Genomic DNA, 24680 nt, shown 5'->3' with positions numbered 1-24680 from the left:
GGTTGATTACTGTATCTTTCCGGAAAGAACGGGGAAGGTTTGCCTGAAAATACGTTCACGGAAAAAGTCGATCGTTTTCCGGCGTCGATCAACTATCCGTATCTGTTCGGGAATCAGGTCGGAAATAGTATTACGCATTATTGACATTTTGTATTCTATGTTGGCTGCAAACCGGTTGTCCAGATACCAGGCATAAAAAAGGCCAAAAAAAAGGCCTGGTGGGGTAAACCCCTCACCCGGGTTAATCACTCGGGTATACAGACGTTCCTGCTCCGCTTGTCGATGCATGCGAGCAAGCTCCAGGTAGGTAGCCAGGTCTTCCGGGGTAAGAAAACTGAAGAGTTCCTCCTGCTCGCGCAAACGCAGACGATAGACACGGCCAACGGGGATCGAGTCGCACACGGCCTCGTCCATACGCTTGCTGAGCGCATAATTCCCTAAAAGGGACTGCCCCAGTGCCACCAGAAAGACCATCTCAAAACGATTAATATTATCGGTTTGATCCCGACGAATTTTGATCCGCTGGTCTTGGGGATCGTAAAACGAATAGATCGTATCCCATACCTGACACCGTTTCCATGCTTCTGGCTCAACCAGGCACACGCCACGAATATAGTGGAGATGCTCCAAGGGGATATCCGGATGCAACCAGATGATCTCCACCATGCGTTCAAGAAGCCACTTGCGCTGGATCTCACTCATCTTCTGGGTGCTGATCGATCCGACCTGAAGCTGTTCCATATTGAGGCCGGCAAGCTGACGGCGAATTTTTTCGTAACGCTGGCAAGGGGGGAGCTGCAGGGGATACTTCTTCCCTGCTGAAAAATTGACGGAAGGAAGCGGGGCCTTGGACTTGAGGGGCGTCAGTCCACCACTTGCATGCAGTGCCCAAAGAGTCTTCACTGTTTTGGCAAGGGCATCAGGATCATGCTGAATGGTTTTGCCTTGGCGCAACTGCTCTTCGTTGAAAACACGGGCCTCAACCGAACGAAACCCCAGAGAACGAATTCGATTGCGGTCGATATATATCGGTTCTTTGTCCTCCAGAGCGTAACGTTGCAACACGGAGCCGGGAATATCAGTCAAATCCAGGGTAATGACCTGGGAAAAAAGCGCTTCCACGCCTCCGGGGATGTTATGCTGATAGGCACGAATCAGGTCCGAGACGTAAAACTTTCGATCGGGGGCATCCCGCGCCACATCGGTCTCCCCCTTTTGGACCCAGATATTGGCCACCAAGACCTTCAAGGCCTGAGTATTTTTGCGAACCGCATCAGCAAGCCCCGGCACCTGGAGAATGGGAATGATTGAGGTATAAAGACTTCCAGGGGCAAACAGAATAATATCAGCCTGCTCAACCTGCTGCACCACCTCCGGCTGCAGGAAAGGAGGCCGCGAAAAATCGACCACCACCCTGTCCACAGGATAGCCGCGTCTGGCTTTGCTGGATTTATCCTCGCTGGTCACTAAAACGCCGTTGCTGTAGAGCATCTGCAGGCGGGATAGCGTTGTGGTGCAGGGCAGCACGGAATTCTTCGGAACGCCTATGGCCATGGATATATCCGCAAGACCACGAATGGTGGCGGTGCGCACCACCTGATGCGAGGCGAGGAGTTCGTCTGCGGAGAGGCAGATATCGAGTTGCCTGTAAATGGCAGCGGCGAGCAGCAAATTCCCCAAACACTGGGGACGGCTCAGGGTGGCTTGCAACCGGGGATCGTGAAAGATGCGCTCAACCAAAGCGTGTATATACTCAAGCAGCTTTGGGGGGAGATCCTTGAGCTCGGCGTTGGTATCTATCAGTAATTGCTCGACTGACTCGGGAGAAGAGATAAAACGATAGTTAAACAACGCATGGAGCGCGGCCGTGCAACGGCAGGCACGTGCGCTATCCAGGCTATAGGCCCGCCGGAGGTTCTTCTTTCTGATTGAAGAGATAAGTACATGCCGCAGATCCCCCAGAGCAACTAACGGCAGATCTTTTTGCAGCTCACCGGTGGAACCACCATCATCGGTCACACAGACGACCGAGGCCAGTTGAGGAAAAATTTCTTTGAGTCCTGCAAAGGGGTTGCGAGCCCAACCAAGCCGTTTGGAGTCCCCCCCCACAATGTTGGAGAGACCGGTTCCGCCACCAAAGACCACCACTCGGATAGTGGCGGAGTCTAGCTCATCAACCTGGCGCTTCAGATTCGCAAATAAAGAGGAAATGGCTGGCGAAAAATCAGGGGCGTTTCCCAGCACAATGGAGATGACCTTCTCCGTCAGACTGCCTTCTGGCAGGACATCAAGAACAGAAAATCCCTGCGCGGTAAGAAACTCGAGCTGTGATTTCAGTTGCTGTATTCCGGCCATGGTCTAGAAAGGATGTCTTTTACTGTTGCTCCGCTGCAAGCAGCGCTTCCACGCGTAATAGATCTTTTGGGGTATCGACTTCCGCCGAATCATGATCTGTCAGGACAACCCGAATTGTATAGCCAAACTCAAGGGCGCGGAGCTGTTCAAGCTTTTCAAACCGTTCCCACTGCCCCTCAGGCAACTCGACAAAACGCATCAGGAAGGACTTGCGGTAGGCATAAAATCCCAGGTGTTTGTAATAGGTCGGCGGCTCGCTCTCCTCTGGATCACGCTGAAAGGGAATGGGAGATCGGGAGAAGTACAACGCATTGGAGTTGCAGTCAAAAACCGTCTTCACATGGTTAGGATCGGGAATTTCTTCCGGCCGCACGATTTTATAAATCAGGGTCGACATGGGGAGCGTACTGTCTTCTATCAGGGGCGTTGCCACCTGACCGACAATCTCCGCCGGGAAAAGCGGCTGATCGCCCTGGATATTGACAATGACATCCTCATCTGAAATTTCCAGCAAACCTGCGGCCTCGGCAAGTCTATCGGTTCCTGTGGCATGATCCGTCCGGGTCATGACCCAGGAGCCACCAAAGCTCTCAACAACCTGGGCGATACGCTCGTCATCGGTGGCAACAACCACCTGGGAGAGTAAGTCAACCTTTTGTGCACGTTCAACCACGCGCTGGATCATCGGCTTGCCCTGAATCAGGGCCAGAGGTTTGCCCTCAAAACGATTTGACTTGTAGCGGGCAGGGATAATCGCAATAACTTTAGGTGTGGAAGTACTCATCAACAATCCTGATCGGCAATGCCCGCCAAGGGGGCAACTATGGTTTGCAAGGTTTATCTTCCCCATGATACAGTGCGGTCAATTAAAAGGCAATCAGCAAAAAATCCATCAGGTTACAACAACGATCCATGATCAATCCTTCCCCACTCCCACCGCTTTGGGCTGCACCGGAAATATCCTGCGCACGTGCAGAACCACTGGCTCGCGAAATAGGCACTGTCCTGGTTGATACACTGCCTGCCAGGGGCCAGGTGTTGGTTCTGGAGAGTAATCGGCTTTTGTTTCGCCTTATAGGGGATCATGAACTGAAGGGAAGCCTCTGGGTGGATTTTAATACAGCCAGAGCCACTCGACGCAGCCGCCAGGTCGGCAGCGAACTCCTGGTCAAGGCCGCACGCATTCGCCGAGTAGAGCAGCCGCTGCTGATCGATGCAACCGCTGGCCTTGGCCAAGATGGTTTTTTACTGGCCACCCATGGATTTCAGGTTGAGATGATTGAGATGAACCCTGTGGTTGCGGCATTACTTGCCGATGGACTGGCACGGGCGGCCGAGGTGGAACAGCTTGCGGAGGTGGTCGGCCGCATTCAGCTCCACCGGGGCAATAGCGTGGAGCGACTTGCCTCACTGACAAGAAAACCACATGTCATCTACCTGGACCCGATGTTCCCCGAGCGCAGCAAGAGCGCGAAGGTCAAACAGAACCTGCGCTTGCTGCAGCACCTGGATGCCCACACCGTTTCTCCAGAGGAACTTTTAACAACAGCCCTGGCAACACAAGCCAAAAAGGTGGTGGTCAAACGGCCGCTCAAAGGACCGTATCTATGCGACGAGAAGCCTTCTTACAGCCTCAAAGGGAAGGCTGTGCGGTTTGATGTGTACCTTGTATGAGCGTCCATCGGCATCCATCGGCACGCCACCTTCGTTGTTTGCGACATGCTGATAAAGCATACTTTAATCAGCATGTCGCAAACAACGAAACTGATGCACCGATGAATACTTACGGATTCAGGTAGAATTTCAAAAATACTTTTTATTACAACACGCAAACTCAGCAAGTTAGCACGCCATGTTGGGGTTCTTTCGTCACCGCTATCTTACCATACTCAGGGGATCGTAGGTTGGCGGTGACAAAGGAACCCCAACATATTCTTTTACAAACATCTAAAAAAAACACCCCCTGATCCATTTGATCAGGGGGTATGTATTTAAGCATATTTTCCGCTGGCAAAAATTATCTGTTTATACCGCCTTCTTCAACGCTTCCGCGATCTTCACTTTCTGCTCATCGGCCAGCTTGATCGGCACCTGATAGGTCAGGGTACGCCCAAGCAGAGCAGCTGAAGCCGGCAATGCCTGCGGATCGTAGATAACCCGCCGCTTGCCGTGGGCATTGAACGGCCAGCCATTGGCGCAGGGGGTTTTCCCCTCCAACAGGTGCTCCCAGTTGGGATAGTAATGCCAGCCGTTCTCGCTCCAGCTCACTGCTCCCACACCGGCCTCACGCAGGACCGCGTTTACGGCCTGGGTGCGCTCTTTATCCGGTAAGAGGAAGGAGAAAAAAGTCGCTGAATCCCCCTGAGGATCCAGGATCTCCCGGTACTCCACCCCAGGCAGGACGGAGGCGGCCTCTTGGAAGAACTGCTTATTTTTCTGCTGCGCTTCGACCATGCCATCGAGTTTGGCCAACTGTGCCAGGCCAATAGCCCCCTGGATCTCCATCATACGATAGTTAAAACCGATAAAGGGGCGCCCTTCCCCACCCCGACCTCCGGGATTGGGCACATGGTCGTGTCCATGATCCTGGTACTCCGACATCCGCTGCCACAGGGCCGCATCACTGGTGATACACATGCCGCCTTCACCGGTGGTCATGGTTTTTACCGAATCAAAGGAGAAGGTTCCCACAGCCCCAAAGCTGCCCAGATGTTTTCCCTTGAGCCGACACCCAGCAGCCTGGGCCGTATCCTCCAGTACCGGAATATTGTGGCGATCGGCAAGAGCCTTGATCTCCTCAATCCGTGCCGGAGCCCCCATCATATGCACAGGTATGATCGCCTTGGTTTTAGAGGTGATCTTCTTCTCCAGATCAACGGGATCCATATTCAGGGTCATGTCGACCTCGGTAAAGACCGGAATCGCCCCACAGTCAAGGATGGCCTCCCAGGTGGCAACAAAGGTAAATCCCTGGGTGATAACCTCATCACCTGCTCCCACACCAAGTGCGATAAGGGCAACCTTGAGCGCGGCACTGCCCGAGGTCACTGCCTGGGCATGGGTCGCTCCTGTATAGGCTGCAAAGGCCTTTTCAAACTCAAGCACCTTCCAGACATCACCACGCTGGGCAGCAAACTCGTAACGAAACAGCACACCGCTGTCCAACACTTCCATTACCTGTGCTTTTTCTTCAGCACCGAATATTTCAAATCCTGGCACGAATGCACCTCATAGTTTTTTATTAATTTGTGCTCTCAGGAGGGGCCTTACGGCAACACATACCCGTTGTCAATCAATCGCACCTTGCCATCAATATGGACAGCCAGGGCGAGCACAGTCTTTTCATCCACGATATCCATGAGTTCAAGCGTATCCGCATGTACAAAGCTGGCGTAATCAATGGCCGTCCCCTGAAAGGAGTGGATATATTTTTCCAGCATTTTGGCAAGCGCCGCAACCGAGCGCTCGCCCTCAGCTGCCAGCTCACGCACCTTGGCAAGCCCCGTTGACAAACTGAGTGCGGCCCTGCGATTGGCCGGATCGAGATAGGCATTGCGGGAACTCATGGCCAAACCGTCTGCTTCACGTACAATGGGGTGCCCGATGATCCGGACCGGAATATTCAGATCCTTGACCATGCGGCGAATCACAGCCAGCTGTTGAAAATCCTTTTCACCAAACACCGCCACATCGGGTTGAACCACGTTAAAAAGTTTGGTCACCACCGTGGCTACTCCGGCAAAATGGACCGGACGGCTTTTTCCACAGAGATGGGTGGCAAGTTCCTTGACCGAGACCTCGGTCTGGTACCCGGGCAAATACATGGTGTCAGGCCTGGGCGCGAACACAGCAGCCACCTTTTCCTGGCGCACCAGGGCCAGGTCACGCTCAAAATCACGGGGATATTTTTCCAGATCCTCATTCGGACCGAATTGGGTCGGATTGACAAAAAGGCTTACCACCACTAGGTCGCAAAGCTCAGCCGCCTTGCGCATGAGGCTGAGATGCCCCTCATGAAAAAAGCCCATGGTCGGCACCAGGCCGACGGTTTTCCCAGCTCTGGCCTGGTTCTTGGACCAGGCATACATATCTGCAGGATTTTGTACAATTTCCATTAGTTCTGCAATTGGTTCAGTCTGGACTGGACCATCCCCCGTACAGGGTTTGCCTGACCTGAACGTTGCTGCCCACTCTCTGATTGAAGGTATTTGTTATACATGGCAATGGCCTGTTCCTTGTTGCCCAACTGTTCATTAACCCGCCCAAGGCTCCTATACGCTTCAGAGGCAAAGGTTTCCCATTCGGAGAGTTCGGTATAGAGCTTCAGGGCCTTCTCAAGCTGTTTGTCGTTTTCATAAAGCACGGCCAGTTTACTGAGCAGCAGGGGCCTAAGCGATGAACCAGCCCCCAACTCTGACTTAATAGACTCGAGTTCCTTGATGGCCAGGGTTGCTTCCCCTTCTTCCTCTGCCAGGGAGGCCAGCTCAACCCGTGCCCACAGCGCAGATTCTGTCGAACCAAAATCTGCAATCACCTGCTTGAGTTTGGCTTTATTGTCAGTGGCCGCAAGAATGGCCGCATCCAGTGCCGAGGCAGCCTGCTGTGCCTGACGCTCCCGGTAGGCGTTGAAACCCGCCACTGCAAGAGAAACGACAATCACGGTAATTATACAGATCCAAAGCTGGCGCTGGTAACGCCGCAGGAATTTTATTGCCTTGGGGGGCAGGTTGAGATGTTCCAACAGCCCCTCAGGTGGGCCCAGCGGTTGTAACTTGGGATTGTTGGGGTCAAGGGATGCGGGCTCTGTCATAGGGTGACTCTCCGTGGCACATGATAAAATTACCTGTAGGGGGATGGTGATACGGCCAAGCTCACGCTGAGCAATCACGTTCATCTGGCACAAATTCTCATTGCAGCCTCTTTGAGCAGACTGTAGAAAAAGAGGGTTCCCCTATACGGCAAAAAAAATAAGATGGCATGTTTGATGACGTCGTTCAACGTTCTGCGCCCTTCTCAGGCCTCGCAAAAGCAGTGCATTTCGTCGCCTGAGATAGAGGTTTTGCGCTTTTGACAAGGATGTCAATTATAACCAAGCGAAAAAAAAAAGCATTAGACAATCAAAACAACAAAAGAAAAACTTGTACCTTCCGGCCTGAGTTTTTCTACATGAAAATACCCCTTCCCCCAGGATTTGTGTTGTATGGACGACCGAAAAATCTTTACCGTCTCCCAGCTCAACAGTGCGCTTCGTAGCCTGCTTGAATCCAAATTTCCCTTTATTCGTGTCGCCGGAGAAATCTCCAACCTGCATCGCCCCTACTCTGGGCATAACTATTTCACCTTAAAAGATTCGGGTGCTCAAATCAAAGCTGTCCTGTTTAAAACGCAACAGCGCTACCTGAGCCGTCCGGTAAAGGAAGGTGACCAAGTTGTATGCCGAGGCAGGATATCGGTTTATGAGCCAAGGGGGGATTACCAGCTTATCGTCGATACGGTGGAATTTCAGGGTGCAGGGGCCCTCCAGCAAGCCTATGAACAACTGAAGAGAAAACTGGCCCTTGAGGGACTCTTTGACGAGCATACAAAACGGCCCTTGCCCCGGTTTCCCGAACATATCGGTCTCATCACTTCGCCTCAAGGGGCTGCTGTTCATGATTTTATACGGATTGCCACCAGGCGCTGGCCCCAATTGCGCATTTCGGTTTATCCTGTTGCCGTGCAAGGGACGACGGCTGCGTCCGAGATTATTCAGGCCTTAAGCGAAATGAACATGCAGGTACGCCCGGATGTCATCGTGCTCTGCCGTGGCGGCGGCTCCATAGAGGATCTCTGGTGTTTTAACGATGAAGGACTCGCCCGATCCATTCGGGCTTCAAACATTCCTGTCGTCAGCGGTGTTGGCCATGAGATCGATTTTACCATTGCCGACTTTGCAGCTGACCTGCGTGCCCCGACCCCAAGCGGTGCAGCCGAATTGCTCACGCCAGATATGCAGACCCTGCAAAACCAACTGAGCAATCTGCAGGCACGTCTGGCCCGCAGTTTATCGCAACAGGTACGTTCCATGGAACAACGGATTACATTGTTCAAACAACGTCTGGGCAGCATGGAACGACCATTGGATCAGCTCAGTCTCAGACTTGACCATCTTTCAGCACGCCTGCAGAGCGGACTGAAGCAGCGGCTTACTCAGCAACAGCAGCGAGTAGAGTCGGCAATGCTTAAACTCACCCGACAGAGCCCTGCACATCGATTGGAGATTGCTGAACAACGACTCGAAGCACTAAGCGGACGTTTACAGCAGTCCATGCGGCAAACCCTGCAGGAGGAGGAAGATCGGCTTGGTCGAGCGGCAGGGATTCTTCACGCGGTCAGCCCGTTGGCAACTTTGGGGAGAGGGTATGCAATTATTCGCACAACAACAAAGCGGCCGCGCCTGATCAGACGAGCCAGCGAATTGAAAAAAGGGGCAAAGGTTGAGGCAATGCTCGGTGAGGGGCGGCTAATCTGTCAGGTGGAAGAGATTGATGAAACGTGAGGGAATCGTGAACCCGTGTCAGCGGGGAATTACAGAAAACGTATTCAGGGATTCCCTTAAGAAGGGATACGGAATCAGTCCAGAACGGCATCCACTTCCTGGTTGATGTAGGCAATGGCCGCTGTCAGTTGCTGCGGCTTTTTCTTTGCAGTTTTGCGGAGGATATCCCCCCACTCCTTGAGCATGGAGGAGTTTACCCGCCTCACAGCATTGGGCCGACACCATTCGGTACCAATTTTATTGCCCAGTTTGGCCAGAGCAATTTTCTGCTCTGGTTGTTGTGCCGGTGGAGTTTTGGCCATAATCTCTGCAGAGATGGCCTGCCACCCCTGGGAAAGAAAATTGCCCTCCTGAAACGTAATAAACCATTTTCGTTCTTTCTCGGTGAGGTGATCGGGGATTTCATAGACAGGCACCTGAACCTCCTTGTGGGTGGCAGGTTGAACCTCTTCTGCACAGGCTGGCAGGTTTGCGGTAAACACAAGACCTCCCATCACAACAATGCAGCAACAAAAAACAACGAACTTCTGCGTTGAAGAGGTACGTCTTCCCCCCTCCTTCACCTGTACCAACGAATTTTTCCGCATGTCAGCCAGTATCGAAACCGCCATGGAGGTTTTCACGAGATCACCAAGGTCAATTTTTTTTAACGATTGATAAAACTTGCAGACTTATTTCAGAAATTAGCACGAACATTAAGAAGTGTCAATAATCCGACGAGAGCTCGGTATAATTTTTTGTACTTCAGGCCCTTCATCCACCACCTCCCAAGACACTAACGTGTTCGGTTGGCTAACTCTTTGGAAAAAAATCGATCCCGCCGAGTTCTCCCCAATACCAACAGAATACATCCGGGGACGAAAGTGCCATCGGCGCTGAGCCGGGCGGCTGCCCTTTCTTTTCGCCATCCGGCGAGGAGACCCTACCTGTCTTATCGTAAAATCCCCAAAAAACCTTTACGCCTGCGCAACACCCGCCTCAGCAAAGGTCGCCATATCTGTCAGCAGAGCCGCTGCTCCATCGACCAAGGGCATGGCCAAGGCCGCCCCAGTCCCCTCCCCCAACCGCAGGTTGAGATCCAAAAGCGGCCGCTGCTGCAATTTCTCCAACAAGGCCAGATGCCCTGGCTCCGCACTGCGATGGGCACAGATTATATAATCACGCACAAAGGGTTCCAGGCTGCAGGCAATCATGGCGCCAGCCGCGGAAATAAAGCCATCCACCACAACGGGCTTACGCCTGGACGCTGCACCAAGAATGAGCCCGGCAATACCACCGATTTCAAATCCCCCCACTTTGGCCAAAACATCAAGCCCTTCCTTGGCATTCGGGGTATTCCTGGCCAAAGCCTTTTCAATCACAGCAATTTTGTGTTTGAGTCCGGCATCATCAAGCCCTGTTCCCCGCCCGGTGAGATCTGACACTTTTTTCCCTGTAAAGACAGCGGCAATGGCAGTGCTGGGTGTAGTGTTGCCGATGCCCATCTCGCCGGTTGCAAAGATATCCACCTCATCTGCCAGGGACTGGGCCACCTCAATACCGGCCTCCACCGCCATAACCGCATGCGTCCTGGTCATAGCCGGTCCATAGGACATATTGGCGGTCCCCCGGCCAATTTTCTTCGATAAAATTTTCCCAGCCTCGGCCAGCTCCGTAAAATCGTCACGTCCCCCGATATCGACCACCAGTACATCTGCCCCGGCTTTATCTGCAAGCACGCTTATGGCCGCGCCACCGCGGGCTATATTGTGCACCATCTGCGTGGTGACTTCGGCAGGGTACTGGGAGACGCCTTCGGCGGCCACCCCATGATCCCCCACCATAACCACGACCTTTTTGCGGCTGACCGGCGGCTGTAGAGAACCGGTCATACCGGCCAGATCCACGGCCAGATCCATCAAGTCTCCCATGGCCCAGAGCGGCATGGTGAGTTGCTTGAGGCGATTTTCCGCCTGCTGGCGAAAATCAAAATCCTGAGGATAAATTGAACGAAAGGTGGTTTCGAGAAAACTTAAAGGTTCTTTGGGAGCCATGGAGTATTCCTGCAGAAAAGCGGCTGGAGTCAAGAGTTGATCAACCGCAAGAGAGTGTCTTCGATTCCCCCCAGCGCAACAGAGACAAAAATGCATCCACAGAAAAAAAGCCCTATTCGAGCCCAATGCTTAAGGGTGTCTTGAATTATTAGATTTTTCAATCAAGGTCAAGGCATGCTCAAAATTTTACCGCAGGCATATACTTGATATTCCGAGGATAAAATTTTGAGCATAACGCCGAGATTGGAAGAAAAAGCAATTATTCAAGATTCCCTTAAGGCAAGAAACCAACATCTACTCGGTGTAGGGTGGGCACGTCGTTTGTGCCCACCGTGAGCATCCATCAGCACGCCACCTTCGTCGCCTGCAACCTGCCGATAAAGTTTACTTTAATCGGCAGGCCACAACCAACAAAACTAACGCACTGATGACTGCTCACGGCTTCAGGTAAAATCTCATGGAACGCTGACGGTGGGCAGAAAACGACCTCTGCCCACCCTACGGGGAATACGTATCAGTTAAAGAGTTTAGTCTGATCATTCAGCCAATCCGCGCTGAAGTCAAAAATAAAAAAATTTATTCGCTGCCAGCCAAGGTACGGTCATACAATTTCCCGACTCCGTATTCCTTCCGGCGCTGGAACTTCTCATAGGGCGGCCCCATGAGCTGCATTTCAGGATAGAGCTTCTGCATCTGCATGGCGATTTCCATCTCTTTGGTGCAGCCTGTGGAATAGGTGGCATCCTTGCCGGTCCACTCCGGTGGGACCTTTTTGCCGAGCAACTCAAAGGATTTGACAATATCATCCACGCTTTGAAAACGCCAGATATCAATGTGGCCCGAACGCTGGAATATTTCCCACATATACATGATATCATCCGCATCCATACCCTCGACAAAATGCTCCCCCGGATTAATAATGACCACATCCCCCAGCGAGGCCCGGAGATGCTCGACAAAAACATTGAGGATCTCCTTGGCGGTGATCAACTGTCCGGGAATCGATCCGACAATAGCCGAATAAAACATGATGGTTTTGCCCTGAGCCTTCTCACGAACCACCATGCTGATCAGATCATCGGCCATCCGCCGCAGCTGCGCACGGGAGAAGCGAATAGCCCGCGGATGATGGGGCTTGAAAAGCATGTCGATCTCACCGTCATCACCGGGAACGATGGAAAGAATATCGCGGGTGAATTCAAAATGATTGGTAATATTTTCGCGACCCCCAGGATTACGATACACCACAAGATCCGCCTCTTTGAAGGCGCGGGCATAGGTCACTGAGGTCAAGAGCGGGTTAAAGGGCTCACGGGTCCCATCGGAGATAACGAGCAAACGATTATCGCTGTCCAAACGACGCAAAAGTTCGTTCTTGGAAATTTTGGGATCACCGATCAGGTCGGCATCCTCAAGCAGACTATCCAGGGTGGGATCTTCAAGAAGATCGACAAAAGAAACCCGGTGGTAATAAAAGTTTTGTTTGACTGCCAGGATAACCTTGATCCCCATCTTCATGAGAATTCGCAGGATAGCCATATCAAAGACAATCTCACCGGAGCGTCCACCTACCCAGAGGATGCATGGGCGCCGCTCTCCGGAGACCACTTCCCGCAACCAGGTACAGAGCCACTGCCACTCAGGTGTTACAAGGGGTTTGTTTATGACCTCACAGATGGTGTCAATACCGGGAGGCTCTTCCTGACGCCAGATAGGGCGCATAGCTGAAAGCAGCAGTAAACGTTTGAGGCGGAGCAGATGCAACTGCAGGTCGATATCCGTAAGGGTCGTCTCGGCACCGATCTCCAGCCCTTCCGGAGAATTGAACGTTTTTTCAAAATTCTCGGATTGGAGGAATTCAGCGACCCGCTTATTTTCCCGCTCACGTTCTACGGCCAGAGGCCGGTCGATCTCGGAGATTGTCGTAAATATCCCTAAAAGGCGCTTTTCTATTCGCCCTGGCAGTTGAACCTTATGCGTGGTTTCGTGGCTATACTTAATTGTGAGCAGACTGAGCAAATAACTCTGCTTATACGGGTCGGTCACGACCTCCTTAACCAGTTTTTCCAGCCGGGTCCAAATGCCCACATAGGCCGAGATCAAGACCGTATCCGCACGCTTATCAATAATGGCCTGGAAGAGCTTATCGGAGCAGGGATAGTAGACATGCTCATCTTCCAGATGGACAATAAACTTGAGCTGCTCCGGAGAGGCGACGATATCGGGGTAGGCCTCATAGGCCAGGTGGTTTTCCGTAAAAAAGTTGGTCAGCCAGGCATCCCGGTCCGGGTCCTGGCCTTTGACATAGCGGGTATACTCACTCATGAGGGATTCTCAGGTTGTAAACAAAACGGTTTCCAGCTGAGTTTTGCTGGAAAGAACATTGCATTTAGAAGGTGGACTTCACAATCTGCCGGAAGACTAGAGGAAACGCAAGGAAGAAATCCCGTTCACGTTTTGTTTTTACCTTTGAATTACGCCATCTTTGGTGAGCAACGAGGCAATTTCGGCGACAATTTCCGAGGTTTTCCGCCCTTCCACATTCACTTCAAAATCTGCCTTATTCCGGTACAGCGGCAAGCGTGTCTCGTAAAGCGCTTGCGCCTTGTCCATATCCTGGAGCAGAGGGCGTTTCTTAATCTTTTTCTCCGCATTGGGATGCCGCATTATGGTGGCGATAATGCCATCCAAGCTGGAATGGAGATAGACCACCTTGCCAATCCGGTTCAGATTTTCCACCATGAAAAAGCCACCACCCGTAGAAATGATGGTTCCCTGCACCTGCTTCTCCAGCCAAAATCCGGTTTTTTGTTCAATTTTCCGGAAAGCCGGTTCTCCTTGCTGGGCGAAGATGGTGCGAATCTTCTGTTTGACGTAGGATTCGATCAGATCGTCGGTATCAACGGCGAACAGGCCGGTTTCAGCGGCCAAGGCACGGGCGGTTCGGCCTTTGCCAACGCCCATGAAACCGACAAGAAGGATATTTGGGGTCATATTTTTCTCCACTGTGCTCCGTTTTTTTGGAAGGAGCAATACTCGAACCCAGAAAAAATTGCACGCGATTGCGGCAAACAAAGTTGCCTAGGCCCATGCAACAGCAAAATTCCGCAATAAACCTCTGTCCAGAGGATCAATAATTGCAGTGTTAATTTTTATGCAAAACACTATTCCTTCCAGTAAGATAGGACGACAATGTTCGCGAAACTCACAGGCCTCCACCTGTGAGTGCCCCTATTGGTCTGGTAAGGAAAAATCCTGTACCCTGGTGAAAGAAGGCCTTTTTTTGCCTACAAAAGCCCATCTGATAGCGTATTGCACCAGCCCCCACTTCAGTTCCTGCGATCACTTTCAACGCCTCGCACCTCAGCCTGAGCCCCCCCCCTTAGACACGCCTGTAACCAACCGGCGACGCTCAATTCGGGTACCCCAACATAGTATTTTTCGTTTTTCCGTAATCGGCGGCCAGGAGCACCCTGCCATTAAGCGACAGGAAGAAAGCTATACTCTTGATATTAGTCGACAAGGGCTCTGTTTTACAAGCAGGCGTCGCATAACACCCGACACTGTGGTTCTTTTTTCCGTAGAAGAGGAAAATGAGTTTGGATTAGGCAAGGGACAGGGACGGGTGGTTTGGTCCCGAGGGCTTGGAAACACTGGATTGTTTGGCTGTGGGGTTGAAATATTGGGGTAATTTTTGTTATTTCATACTCCTGAAAGAAGGTTACATTTTTTTGTTTAAAAAATCCGATTTTTTCCGAAATAGCTCATCCTTTTTTAGGCCTCATCACAGCTGAGTATCTATAGCAACGCCTCACACATTCTCGCAACATCTCAATAATACTCATAAAATTATTTTTTAACAACAAACCAAACGCCCTCTTTTTGCCAAGATGGCACACATGATGCATAAACAGTTGCAAGCTATTTGATTACAAAATTTCATTCAAGCGACCTTCAGGAGGGGACAAATGAAAAAGCAATTATTGAAAAGTGCATTGATCGCAGTAGCAGGTATAGGCTTATTTTCTGGTAGCGCATTAGCAACTCCAGGCAGTACTTTACAAGGCGTTTTAGATGGCATAACTGTTGCCCCAAATGTAGGGGACAGCAGTACAGACGTAACAACTGATTACCTGAGTGATAACACCGACTCCTACTGGAATGTTACAGCTTCTGGCGGCAGTGTGGCCACTATGATTATTGAGTTAGCTGGATATGCCAATACCAATTCATTTGGTATTTATGATGCGAATGACACTAACAACAATGTAGAACTGTTTGGTGGATCGGCCTCAACGGGTTCAATAATAACCCTTTCTATCCTTCTCGACGGCAGTGTTCTTCTCAATGGCACTGATTCTGCCATTGACCTTTCCAGTGGTACTTTTGGTTATTATCTCACAAGCGGTGCTGGCTACACATATTATAGTGACACATCCTTAAATGATGACGCTTTTGATCATATGTATGCATATCAAGGCACTGATACGGATACAGTCCAAATTGGTTTGTACCAGCCAGGGACCTGGACCGATAACGAATTCATTCTCGCCTGGGAAGATTTGTACAATGGCGGAGACCAAGACTTTGCAGATATGGTACTGATGGTAGAATCCGTAGAGCCTATTCCCGAGCCTACAACTATGCTCCTTTTTGGATCGGGTTTACTCGGTCTTGCAGCAGTTGCGCGTAAAAGAAAAACTGCTTAAGAGTTAGAAGTACAGAAAAGCAAATTGTAAAATTGGGGTCAGACGACAGCCTCCCCCATCAGACTTAATGGACCATTCACTCGTTGGATGGTCCATTTCACTGTGCGGCCATCGCGGCTTGATGAAATGGGAGACAAACCAAAATGGCGCTAGAAGAAATAAATAGCAAAAATTAATTGGGGTAATTGGGGTAAAATTAATTGAAATTTATTGGGGTCAGACCAGAATGGCGCAGCACTTCCCGTTATCCCGTAATGCCCTGTTTTTATGGGGTGTAATAAATAGGGGTCAGACCACATTTTCCCCTTCCCTCTCTTTCTTCTTGGTGCTAAAGTTCCAACATGCCAAGAAGACCACGTATCATCACGCCAGGAATTCCTCTCCACATCATTCAGCGCGGCAACAACCGGCAGGCATGCTTCTTCGCTGACGACGATTACCTCTTTTACCTCGACTGGCTCAAGGAATACAGCAAGGACACTGGATGCCTGGTCCACGCCTATGTCTTGATGACCAACCACGTTCACTTACTGCTCACCCCTCAAGAGGCAACAAGTGCAGGACTTTTGATGAAACGACTTGGGCAACGTTACGTTCAATACATCAACAGAACGTACCAACGAACCGGAACCCTCTGGGAAGGGCGTTTTCGATCCTGCGTAACGGAAGAAGACAATTATTTACTTCTCTGCCAGCGATACATAGAGATGAACCCTGTCCGGGCTCAAATGGTCAGCACGCCAAGTGAATATCCTTGGTCAAGCTTTCAGACTAATGGATTGGGGGAGAAGAATGAAATCATAACGCCGCACACTGTGTATCAAGCTTTGGGCGAAAATACGGAAATACGGCAACAGGCATATCGTGAACTGTTTCGATATGAACTTGATCCAGGTGTGCTGGAGGAAATTAGAAGGGCAACAAACGGGAACTTCGCCTTGGGCTCGAATCGGTTCAACGAACAGATTGCAAAGGTACTGGGCAAAAGGGTTACACCTGGAAAAGCTGGTAGGCCCAGGAAAGAAAGGAAATAAGCAAAAAAAATAAATTGTCCCCCTGCACAATTTCCCTAAAATCAAAATTGAAATAAGGGGCAGTCCACGATTTCAAACTCCAAACCAATTACCCTATCCCCTCACATTTCGTTTCCCAACCTCCTTTCCGGCTAACGTTTTTCCCGAGTATGCCAAAGCCTGAGCACATAGATTGTCGATTGCTGAATTTCATAGCGAATTTCATACTGGCCAACAAGGATTCGGCGAATTTCTCGAGAATCGAAAACGTCTATCTTTTCACCAATGCGTGGAGACAGCAGCAATTTCGCTGGAGCTGCAGTGAGCATTTGGATTACGCGAGCCGCAGCAGTCTTATTCGACAAACTCAAAAATTCATAAAGCCTTACTAAATCGGAAAGAGCCTTACTGGTCCATTTTAATTCCATCAGCAAGGTGGATCCAAGGGAGTTTCTGCATCAAGGCTATCAGCCCAGGCCTGAACAGCCTTATGATCAATCACTCGACCGGCATCAACATCAACCAGAGCTTCTCTGGTTAATCGGTTTCGCTCTTCCTCTTGATCGATCCAATCCAAGAGCGCTTGCTTTATAATCCAACCTCGAGATCGCTCAAGTCGCAAAGCCATCTGATCCACCTTTTCGGCTATCTGCAAGGGAACATGTGCGGTGAGCACTTTTGTTTTCGCTTGAGCCATTTCCTCCTCCCTCAAAGCTAGTTATGAAGCACCACTCAATTTATTATTATTTTTTAATCATAGTGATTAATTATGATTTCGTCAATTTTTCCTTAGGTTTAAATTGAAGCCTGCCCCGAATGAGGCTAGTTTTAGCCATTCTGGTTTGCTCCCCAATTTCTCACCCCATTTCTCGCGTTCGATTTCAGCTCATCCCCCCAATCCCACGCTTTTTATTCCGAAATTTCGTTTTCCTGATTTACATTTTTCCGAAAACCACTACTTTTTACTTCGCAGCAACACAACTGTGTCGTAAAATGAAGATCGAATTACGTTTTCGATTCACAATAAATTTTGGAAGGAATAATGAAAAAACAACTTATAAAAAGTGTATTGGCAGCAGCCATCATCATGGCAGCGCCTACGCTCTCTTTGGCATCGTCGTATGTATATGCAACCAATGTGGAGTGGACCAAAGGGACAAATGTCGGGACGGCAGATCGCTATAACCCAAACAACGCGCTTGGCGATTCAACTAAGGATTTTTTAAGTCTTGGACTTGGCGGGTACGCCGTTTTCTCCTTTGGCATTGATTTTACAGACACGGCATCTCTTACCGAGGTAACCTGGGGGAGCGACATCTCCCATTATGTTGAAAACGCCACCGTGTACGTATCGCAAAGCTATTCAACAGGAGCCTCAGGCTCTATTGACTTCTCTAATCTTTCCGACTGGGCAAAAGTCGCCGACATCAGCAACCAGGATGGGCCAACCATCACTTTGGATTTACCGGAAGGAATCTGGACCTATTTGGCAGTCGTTGATACCTCCACTCAGCCAACAGGAACGACAAGAGACGGGATTGACATTGACACGGTCGCCGTTCTCCCTGTTCCTGAACCTGCGACCATGTTTCTCTTTGGATTTGGGCTCTGTGGGCTGGCAGGATTGTTTCGGCGCCAACGGTAAAACTCCACACAACTGACTTTGGGGGAGGTACATCACCTCCCCCGATCAATCGCTACGACAAACAAAAAAAGCTCTTTCCCCTGTTTTCGACGTATCCAGTTCAGCCCCCTCTGAACGGATGGGTTCTGCACTATCTTATTAAGCAATGTCCGTTTTCCAGGAAAATTCAACAAGCAAACACCGATCAACATAGTGAGCAGCCCTTGTCCCGGCAAAAAGAGCATGGCAAATCCTGCCAGAAAGAGCAAAAAGCCAAAAACATTGCGCAGGACAAAGCTCACGAGAGCAACGACTGGATGCCGTGTGTGGCTTTGATCGACCTGTCTCCAGTGATTCACAAAATAATCTGCTGGCATTCGTCCTATCACCCAGGGAACGACGAGCAAACTCCCGACAAAGGTAACCAGCGAAAACAAGCCAAGCAGTTCCAGCAATCCGGGATTCACCATCATTTTTCCTGAAATGCGGACGCAACCAGCACGATGTCCTCAAGTTTTCGCTTGGGGACATGATGCCCCCCCTGTTCATCATGCCAGTAGCGAATATCGCCCTCCGCACCGATTTCTTCGATCACAACCTCTTCTGCCGGATAGCCCAGGGCCACGACGAGCAGAGGTGTATATTGCCCAGGCAGGTTGAAGAGCTTTCCTACCTTTTCTCCTGAGAATGCGCCAATTCGACAGCCACAAATGCCCTGTTCCGCTGCAGCAAGCAGCATATTCTGGGTAGCAATCCCCAAGTCAAAATGGGCTTCCGTTTCAGGTCCTTTTTGGAGCTTGGTATCTAACAGACAAACAACATAGGCAGCAGGTCGCTCACCAGCTTCAGGTCCGGGCCAATGGGGCAGGTACCCAGCCCAGGCGAGCAACGGAAAGAGCTCGTCTCGCGTCTTTTTTTCCATTATCACCATGTATTTGAGTGACTGGGCGTTACGCGCTGAACCGCCGAGGCGTGCCATATCTATGAGCATGGTCAGCAGATCAGGGTCAATGTTTTTTTCTTCCTGGAACCGCCGGACGGTTCGAGTCTTGCGGACAAGTTCATCTATCATTTTTTCATCCCCTCATTGTGAATTTTTCAATTGTTGATTTTGGCAGAGGGATAAAGCAACAAAGATTACCTTGCAGCACAACGCTCTTTCCCTTGTTTGCTTTTCCCTGCCATGATACATATTTAAGCAATAAAAAACTTTCTCGATCGAATAATTCGCCATGCTTGATGCTCTCCAGTCCATGCGGATGCTGGATATTTTCGATATCCTCATCGTTTCTTTTATCATCTACCGGATCATGCTGCTCATTCGCGGCACCCGAGCCGTGCAGATGTTAGTTGGCATCGCACTTATCATTATCATCTATTATCTCTCAGGCAAGTTTGAACTGCAGACTTTGCACTGGCTTTTAAAGACCTTTCTCGGGTCCATCCTTGTTGTCATTGTCATTCTCTTTCAGACAGATATTCGTCGTGCCCTCACCCAGATGGGGAGAAGCCCCTTTCATGCGCCCGGCAAGGTGGGCGACCGAGAGGTGGAAGAACTCATTCGAGCCGCGACCTTCATGGCCAGACGACGTATTGGCGCGCTCCTGGTGATAGAGCGCGACAACGGCTTACGCGACTACCTCGATAGCGGGCACCGACTTGACGCCCTGCTGAAGGCAGAACTGCTCATGGCCATCTTCCTCCCGGCCTCGCCCATGCATGACGGGGCAGTTATTATCAGTAAGGGAAAAATTCACTCTGCAGGGTGCCTGCTGCCCCTATCTCGCAACCCTGCCATCAACAAACGCTATGGCACGCGGCACCGTGCAGCCCTTGGTCTTTCAGAGGAAACTGATGCCGTAATTATTGTTGTCTCCGAGGAGACTCAGGAAATTTCACTGGTGCAAGAGGGGGAGATCACCAGCTTTCATGATGAAAAAGATTTAACTCAAACCCTGAGCAGCCTCTGTACCCACCCGATGAAGCAACCTCTGTTAGCGCGCATATTAAGCAAGAGGAGCCAACTCCATGCCTGATGTGAAAGCACTGTCACAGGACTGGCTACTCAAGCTGCTCTCGCTCATCATTGGTGCCAGCCTCTGGTATTTTGTGGTGGGAGAGGATCGGGTCGATCTCATCGTTACCATGCCTCTTGAGATGCGCAACCTGCCAACCGACTTGGTCATTGCCAATCAGTATAAGAAGGATATCGAGCTTGCCATCAGTGGCCCCAGGCGCCTGATTCAGGAAATGCGCCAGCAAAATATTTCACTGCCCATAGATCTCGGCCAGGCCAAGCCCGGTGCTATGGTCATTCAAAACGAAGCCGAGTCGATCCCCCTGCCCCAGGGGATCAGCGTGCAGCGAGTGCAACCAGCCACCATCACCTTACTCATCGACCAACTCATTCAAAAAGAGTTCACCATTGAGCCGGTTACATTCGGGAAGATTTCGGACGATTTCACCCTTGCAAGCCTCAGCCTTAAACCTCCGGCCATAACCGTAACCGGCCCCAAAACTACTCTGGACAAAAAGCAGGGATTGCGCACCTCCCCTATTGACCTCTCGGGACTAGATCACTCCTCCACCCTTCAGGTGCATCTTGATTTGAACGAATCGCTGGTCAAACTCATTGGCGAAACTGTCATTGAGGTCAACGTCGCCCTCCAGGAAAAGCTGGTCCGGCAGACTATAAAAAAGGTAATGGTCAAAAAGCCCAACAACAGCACCTTCAGCTTTACCCCCTCACGCGTAACGGTGGAAGCTGATATTCCCAAGCAGGTTGTCCAGGAAACCCCGGAACTGTCCCTGCTTCTACGGGCAACGATTCTCCCGCTCAAAGAAGGGGCCGCCGAGGCCGAAGTGCATGTGCATGCCATTAACCTGCCGGGGCACACGCCTATTGTTATTCACAGCGTAAGCCCGGAGAAGGTGAAAATCAAAAAGTAACACAACCATTTAACCACAGACTCTTTTTAATAGAACACCTAAAAAAAACTCATGAAAAAACTCTTTGGAACCGACGGAGTACGCGGGGTCGCCAACATTTATCCCATGACCTCTGAGATAGCGATGCAGATTGGCCGGGCCATCGCCTTTATCGTCAAAAACCAGGTCAAGGGGAATACGATTGTTATTGGCAAAGACACCCGTCTTTCCGGCTATATGATTGAAAATGCTTTGGCGGCCGGTATTTGCTCCATGGGCGTCAATGTCCAGATCGTCGGCCCTTTGCCAACACCGGGGATTGCCTTTATTACCACCTCCATGCGGGCTGATGCCGGTGTGGTGATCTCTGCCTCGCATAACCCCTTTCAGGATAACGGTATCAAAATATTCTCGGCTGACGGCTACAAGCTCCCGGATGAGCAGGAAGCGGATATTGAAGACCTGATCTTTTCGCAAAAGATGGCAGCCCTGCGCCCGGTGGCTGATGAGATTGGCAAGGCCTCACGCATTGAAGATGCAGCAGGCCGCTATATTGTCTACCTCAAGAACACCTTTCCCAAAAATTATGTGCTCGATGACTTTCATATCGTGCTCGACTGCGCCCACGGAGCTACCTACAAGGTGGCCCCTCACGTTTTTACCGAACTTGGGGCCAAGGTGACGGTCATTGGCGCGGACCCGGATGGCAAGAACATCAACCACGAGTGCGGCGCGCTGCACCCGGAGGTGATGGCCGAAAAGGTCAAACAATTGGGAGCGGATATCGGCCTTGCCCTGGATGGTGATGGCGACCGTTTAATCGTCTGCGACGAACATGGCGCAATCGTGGATGGCGATCATATCATGGCCATCTGTGCCAGCGAACTCATGGCCCGGCGCAAACTCAAGAAAAAAACCCTGGTCGCCACGGTCATGTCGAACATGGGGCTTGAGCAGGCCATGCAGGCCATGGGCGGACAGATGATTCGTACCCAGGTGGGAGATCGCTATGTGGTTGAGGCCATGCGGACCAAGGGCTATAACTTTGGTGGCGAGCAGTCTGGCCATTTGGTCTTTCTTGATCATAACACCACAGGCGATGGCATCCTGGCGGGCCTGCAGCTCCTTGCCATCATGATCAAGCGCAAAAAGCCGCTTTCAGAACTGGCCACCATCATGACCACCTTTCCCCAGGTACTCAAGAACGTGCGCATGGCCAGCAAAATAGAACCGGAGCTGATTCCGGGTTTTCCTGAAGCCCTGGCAAAGGCTGAAGCTTCCTTGGGAACACGCGGGCGAATTCTGGTTCGCCCCTCCGGGACCGAACCGGTCATTCGTGTTATGACTGAAGGAGAGGATGAACAGGAGATCAACACCATTGCCAACGAACTCTGCGAGGTGATTCGCAAGGTGGATCGAGGGTGAGTGTATTTTCAGCCCTCAGAGAGAGGCCAAGGTGAAATAAAAGGGGCAGATTGTTGTCGCGGGCATGGCCCGCTCCTACAATTCGGTTTGCTGCAGGCTTCTCAGTGGGAAACAAAAGCGTACAAGTCGGGCAGAATTCTGGTGGCCACAAACAACGTGCCTACCCTATACGGCTACCTGATAGGAATTCGAGATGGTAAATAGCAAAACGCGCTCCCAGCTACTGAATAACTAAACGCAACCACCTCATTCTGGGAAGATAGGTGCCGTCGGCGCTGAGCCGGGCGGTGAGGTTTGAATCCGGAAGAAGAGGCCAGCTGTTTGAGCGCAGCGAGTTCTGGCCTCGCCGGATTCAAAGCTTGCCGATCGGGGTAGTCTCAGCGGCGTGGCTGCCCTTTCTTTTCGTCCTTTTCTTTTGGCAAGCAAAGAAAAGGATGCCCCTCCGGCGAGGAGACCCAAATGAGCAAACAATACTGAGTTCCTTGCAAGAGGGCAGAATTCCGGTGGGCACAAACTACGTGCCCACCCTACACAGCTGGGAAATTGGGCTCAGGAAAAGTTACTTGCCAGTAGCCTGCGCCATTGCTTTCTTGAAGGCCTCTGCCGAGCCGGCAATCACCTTCTCATCAACACAGAAGGCCAACCGAATGTATCCGGCCATGCCAAAACCGCGGCCAGGAACCGCTAAGATCTTATTTTCTGAGAGGATCTTACAAAACTCGACATCATCAATGGGCGTTTTGGGAAAAAGATAAAAGGCCCCCTTGGGACGCACATAGCTCATGCCCGCCTCATCAAGCACCTTGCAGAAAATTTCCAAACGACGGGCATAAATGGCGTTGTCAGCCGAGACGTCCTGCAACTGCGCAACCGCCCGCTGCATCAGAGCCGGGGCGTTAACGAAACCAAGGATTCGATTAGCCAATGTCAGCGCTCCAAGCACCTCGTTTTTATCCGCCATGTCAGGATGCACCGCCAGATAACCGATCCGCTCACCAGGTAAGGAAAGTTCTTTTGAATACGATGAGGCGATGATCGCATTGGTGGTCGTGTTCATCAGCGGCGGCACCACAGTGCCATCAAAGACGATATTACGGTAGGGCTCGTCAGAGACCATATAGATGGAAGTTCCGAATTTTTCCCCAGCCTTATCCAGTAACTTGCCAAGCGCCTGGAGAGACTCGGAGGAGTAGACCTGTCCCGTGGGGTTGTTGGGGTTATTAATCAGGACAACCTTGGTCTTCTCGCTCAGGCCCGCCTCAATGGCCCCCAAGTCAAGATTAAAGTCCTCATCAGTGTTCACAACCTTGGGTACGCCGCCGTGATTATCGATGTAGAAATTATACTCAACAAAGTACGGCGCTAAAATCATGACCTCATCGCCAGGGTTCAGCAACGCCTTGAAAATAACGTTCAGACCACCGGCAGCACCGCAGGTCATGAGGATATCGTTGATATCAAATGTCACCCCCTGCTCGCCACCTAAACGTTTAGCCAGCGCCTCACGGGTTTGGGGGTATCCTGCATTGGGCATATAGCCATGAATTCCAGGCTGCTCATCCTGGGCCAACTCACGCAGGACCGAATAAAACTTGGCTGGCGGAGGCACATCAGGGTTACCAATGCTGAAATCAAAGACATTGTCTGCGCCGAATTCTGCTTTCATTCTCGCGCCTTCCTCAAACATTTTGCGAATCCAGGAGGATTTTTCCGCAAAAGTCTGCATCTTCTTGGCTACACCGCTCATAGCATGCCTCATTTTTGGAATGATTTAAATTTATATGGCTCTGAACAATTCTCAGTAAATGCTTATATTAGTTGCAAGATCAAAAGGTTAATCAAAAACTGGAGGTCTTGTCATGAAAATGCCGCAAATGTCTCTTTTGGAATGGCAGACCAAATTTGGATCCGAAGATGCATGTATCGATGCCCTGATCAAAACAAGGTGGCCCGATGGCTTCGTTTGCCCTGAATGTTCGAGTAGAGAATACAGTTTCATAACATCAAGAAATTCCTACCAGTGTAGCCACTGTCATCATCAAACCTGCGTCACAT

24 protein-coding genes are annotated in these 24680 nt (G+C 50.8%); 10 read left to right on the top strand and 14 right to left on the bottom strand.

Annotated features, from left to right (window positions below; genetic code table 11):
• Positions 1–6: 6 nt before the first annotated feature.
• Together JWJ90_RS07705 and kdsB are read right to left on the bottom strand one after the other, a co-directional pair.
• Positions 7–2355 carry a gluconeogenesis factor YvcK family protein gene (locus tag JWJ90_RS07705; protein ID WP_205226630.1) on the bottom strand — a complete coding sequence of 783 codons (2349 nt, stop codon included), beginning with the start codon at positions 2353–2355 and terminating at the stop codon, positions 7–9.
• A 19-nt stretch (positions 2356–2374) separates the two neighbouring features.
• Entirely contained in the window at positions 2375–3139 is a 765-nt protein-coding gene (gene kdsB / locus JWJ90_RS07700; protein ID WP_205226629.1) for a 3-deoxy-manno-octulosonate cytidylyltransferase, read from the bottom strand.
• Positions 3140–3267: 128 nt separating this feature from the next.
• Here kdsB and JWJ90_RS07695 point away from each other — a divergent pair, with 128 nt between their 5' ends.
• The gene (locus JWJ90_RS07695; RefSeq protein ID WP_205226628.1) at positions 3268–4029 is read left to right on the top strand and encodes a class I SAM-dependent methyltransferase; all 762 of its coding nucleotides are present in this window, start codon (positions 3268–3270) and stop codon (positions 4027–4029) included.
• A 351-nt stretch (positions 4030–4380) separates the two neighbouring features.
• Here JWJ90_RS07695 and JWJ90_RS07690 read toward each other — a convergent pair whose 3' ends face one another.
• Genes JWJ90_RS07690 through JWJ90_RS07680 form a run of 3 tightly spaced genes read right to left on the bottom strand, consistent with a single transcriptional unit; the run spans position 4381 to position 7249 of the window.
• A complete protein-coding gene (locus tag JWJ90_RS07690) occupies positions 4381–5574 on the bottom strand; it encodes an aminotransferase class I/II-fold pyridoxal phosphate-dependent enzyme (protein ID WP_205226627.1) in 1194 nt (397 codons plus the stop codon).
• A 47-nt stretch (positions 5575–5621) separates the two neighbouring features.
• Positions 5622–6470: a pantoate--beta-alanine ligase gene (gene panC / locus JWJ90_RS07685; RefSeq protein WP_205226626.1), complete on the bottom strand. Its 849-nt coding sequence runs from the start codon at positions 6468–6470 to the stop codon at positions 5622–5624.
• Complete coding sequence (locus tag JWJ90_RS07680; RefSeq protein ID WP_205226625.1) at positions 6470–7249, bottom strand: YfgM family protein; 780 nt, start codon at positions 7247–7249, stop codon at positions 6470–6472. The genes panC and JWJ90_RS07680 overlap by 1 nt, the downstream gene beginning before the upstream one ends.
• A 306-nt stretch (positions 7250–7555) precedes the next feature.
• Here JWJ90_RS07680 and xseA point away from each other — a divergent pair, with 306 nt between their 5' ends.
• On the top strand, positions 7556–8893 hold the full coding sequence (gene xseA / locus JWJ90_RS07675; protein ID WP_205226624.1) for an exodeoxyribonuclease VII large subunit: 1338 nt from the start codon (positions 7556–7558) through the stop codon (positions 8891–8893).
• 74 nt (positions 8894–8967) lie between these two features.
• Here the strand turns inward: xseA and JWJ90_RS07670 are convergent, their stop codons facing one another.
• The 4 genes from JWJ90_RS07670 to JWJ90_RS07655 form a co-directional block, all read right to left on the bottom strand.
• Complete coding sequence (locus tag JWJ90_RS07670) at positions 8968–9504, bottom strand: hypothetical protein (RefSeq protein WP_205226623.1); 537 nt, start codon at positions 9502–9504, stop codon at positions 8968–8970.
• Between the two features lie 345 nt (positions 9505–9849).
• Positions 9850–10926 (bottom strand): nicotinate-nucleotide--dimethylbenzimidazole phosphoribosyltransferase, encoded by a 1077-nt coding sequence (gene cobT, locus JWJ90_RS07665; protein WP_205226622.1) that lies wholly within the window; start codon positions 10924–10926, stop codon positions 9850–9852.
• Positions 10927–11502: 576 nt separating this feature from the next.
• Entirely contained in the window at positions 11503–13251 is a 1749-nt protein-coding gene (locus tag JWJ90_RS07660) for an ARMT1-like domain-containing protein (protein ID WP_205226621.1), read from the bottom strand.
• Positions 13252–13389: 138 nt separating this feature from the next.
• A complete protein-coding gene (locus tag JWJ90_RS07655; protein WP_205226620.1) occupies positions 13390–13920 on the bottom strand; it encodes a shikimate kinase in 531 nt (176 codons plus the stop codon).
• Positions 13921–14080: 160 nt separating this feature from the next.
• Here JWJ90_RS07655 and JWJ90_RS23905 point away from each other — a divergent pair, with 160 nt between their 5' ends.
• The 3 genes from JWJ90_RS23905 (at position 14081) to JWJ90_RS07640 (ending at position 16669) form a co-directional block, all read left to right on the top strand.
• Positions 14081–14617, top strand: coding sequence for a PilZ domain-containing protein (locus tag JWJ90_RS23905; RefSeq protein WP_420828899.1), 537 nt, complete (start codon positions 14081–14083; stop codon positions 14615–14617).
• Between the two features lie 277 nt (positions 14618–14894).
• Positions 14895–15635 carry a DUF4114 domain-containing protein gene (locus JWJ90_RS07645; RefSeq protein ID WP_205226618.1) on the top strand — a complete coding sequence of 247 codons (741 nt, stop codon included), beginning with the start codon at positions 14895–14897 and terminating at the stop codon, positions 15633–15635.
• A gap of 341 nt (positions 15636–15976) precedes the next feature.
• Positions 15977–16669: a transposase gene (locus JWJ90_RS07640; RefSeq protein ID WP_205226617.1), complete on the top strand. Its 693-nt coding sequence runs from the start codon at positions 15977–15979 to the stop codon at positions 16667–16669.
• A 131-nt stretch (positions 16670–16800) separates the two neighbouring features.
• On the opposite strand, the gene JWJ90_RS07635 is transcribed toward JWJ90_RS07640, so the two are convergent.
• Entirely contained in the window at positions 16801–17076 is a 276-nt protein-coding gene (locus JWJ90_RS07635) for a type II toxin-antitoxin system RelE/ParE family toxin (protein ID WP_205226616.1), read from the bottom strand.
• Positions 17076–17345 (bottom strand): CopG family ribbon-helix-helix protein, encoded by a 270-nt coding sequence (locus JWJ90_RS07630; protein ID WP_205226615.1) that lies wholly within the window; start codon positions 17343–17345, stop codon positions 17076–17078. The genes JWJ90_RS07635 and JWJ90_RS07630 overlap by 1 nt, the downstream gene beginning before the upstream one ends.
• 345 nt (positions 17346–17690) lie before the next feature.
• Between JWJ90_RS07630 and JWJ90_RS07625 the strand changes: the two genes are divergently transcribed.
• The gene (locus JWJ90_RS07625; RefSeq protein ID WP_205226614.1) at positions 17691–18293 is read left to right on the top strand and encodes a PEP-CTERM sorting domain-containing protein; all 603 of its coding nucleotides are present in this window, start codon (positions 17691–17693) and stop codon (positions 18291–18293) included.
• 32 nt (positions 18294–18325) lie between these two features.
• Here the strand turns inward: JWJ90_RS07625 and JWJ90_RS07620 are convergent, their stop codons facing one another.
• Both JWJ90_RS07620 and JWJ90_RS07615 read right to left on the bottom strand, forming a co-directional pair.
• The gene (locus JWJ90_RS07620) at positions 18326–18745 is read right to left on the bottom strand and encodes a PGPGW domain-containing protein (protein WP_240194817.1); all 420 of its coding nucleotides are present in this window, start codon (positions 18743–18745) and stop codon (positions 18326–18328) included.
• Positions 18742–19344, bottom strand: coding sequence for a nitroreductase family protein (locus JWJ90_RS07615; protein ID WP_205226613.1), 603 nt, complete (start codon positions 19342–19344; stop codon positions 18742–18744). Before JWJ90_RS07615 ends, JWJ90_RS07620 begins: the two co-directional genes overlap by 4 nt.
• 160 nt (positions 19345–19504) lie before the next feature.
• Here JWJ90_RS07615 and cdaA point away from each other — a divergent pair, with 160 nt between their 5' ends.
• From cdaA to glmM, 3 genes are read left to right on the top strand one after another with little or no spacing between them, the layout of a single operon-like run.
• On the top strand, positions 19505–20308 hold the full coding sequence (gene cdaA / locus JWJ90_RS07610) for a diadenylate cyclase CdaA (RefSeq protein ID WP_205226612.1): 804 nt from the start codon (positions 19505–19507) through the stop codon (positions 20306–20308).
• Positions 20301–21221: a CdaR family protein gene (locus tag JWJ90_RS07605; RefSeq protein WP_205226611.1), complete on the top strand. Its 921-nt coding sequence runs from the start codon at positions 20301–20303 to the stop codon at positions 21219–21221. The genes cdaA and JWJ90_RS07605 overlap by 8 nt, the downstream gene beginning before the upstream one ends.
• Before the next feature lie 51 nt (positions 21222–21272).
• On the top strand, positions 21273–22625 hold the full coding sequence (gene glmM / locus JWJ90_RS07600) for a phosphoglucosamine mutase (protein ID WP_205226610.1): 1353 nt from the start codon (positions 21273–21275) through the stop codon (positions 22623–22625).
• A 559-nt stretch (positions 22626–23184) separates the two neighbouring features.
• Here the strand turns inward: glmM and JWJ90_RS07595 are convergent.
• The gene (locus tag JWJ90_RS07595; protein WP_205226609.1) at positions 23185–24372 is read right to left on the bottom strand and encodes a pyridoxal phosphate-dependent aminotransferase; all 1188 of its coding nucleotides are present in this window, start codon (positions 24370–24372) and stop codon (positions 23185–23187) included.
• A 112-nt stretch (positions 24373–24484) separates the two neighbouring features.
• Between JWJ90_RS07595 and JWJ90_RS07590 the strand changes: the two genes are divergently transcribed.
• A partial coding sequence (locus JWJ90_RS07590) for a transposase (RefSeq protein WP_205226608.1) occupies positions 24485–24680 on the top strand: 196 nt, incomplete at its 3' end.

This window comes from Desulfobulbus rhabdoformis (assembly GCF_016919065.1).
Classification (GTDB): domain Bacteria; phylum Desulfobacterota; class Desulfobulbia; order Desulfobulbales; family Desulfobulbaceae; genus Desulfobulbus; species Desulfobulbus rhabdoformis.
Note: the sequence above shows the minus strand (reverse complement) of the source record. Positions and strands in the feature narration are given on the sequence as shown.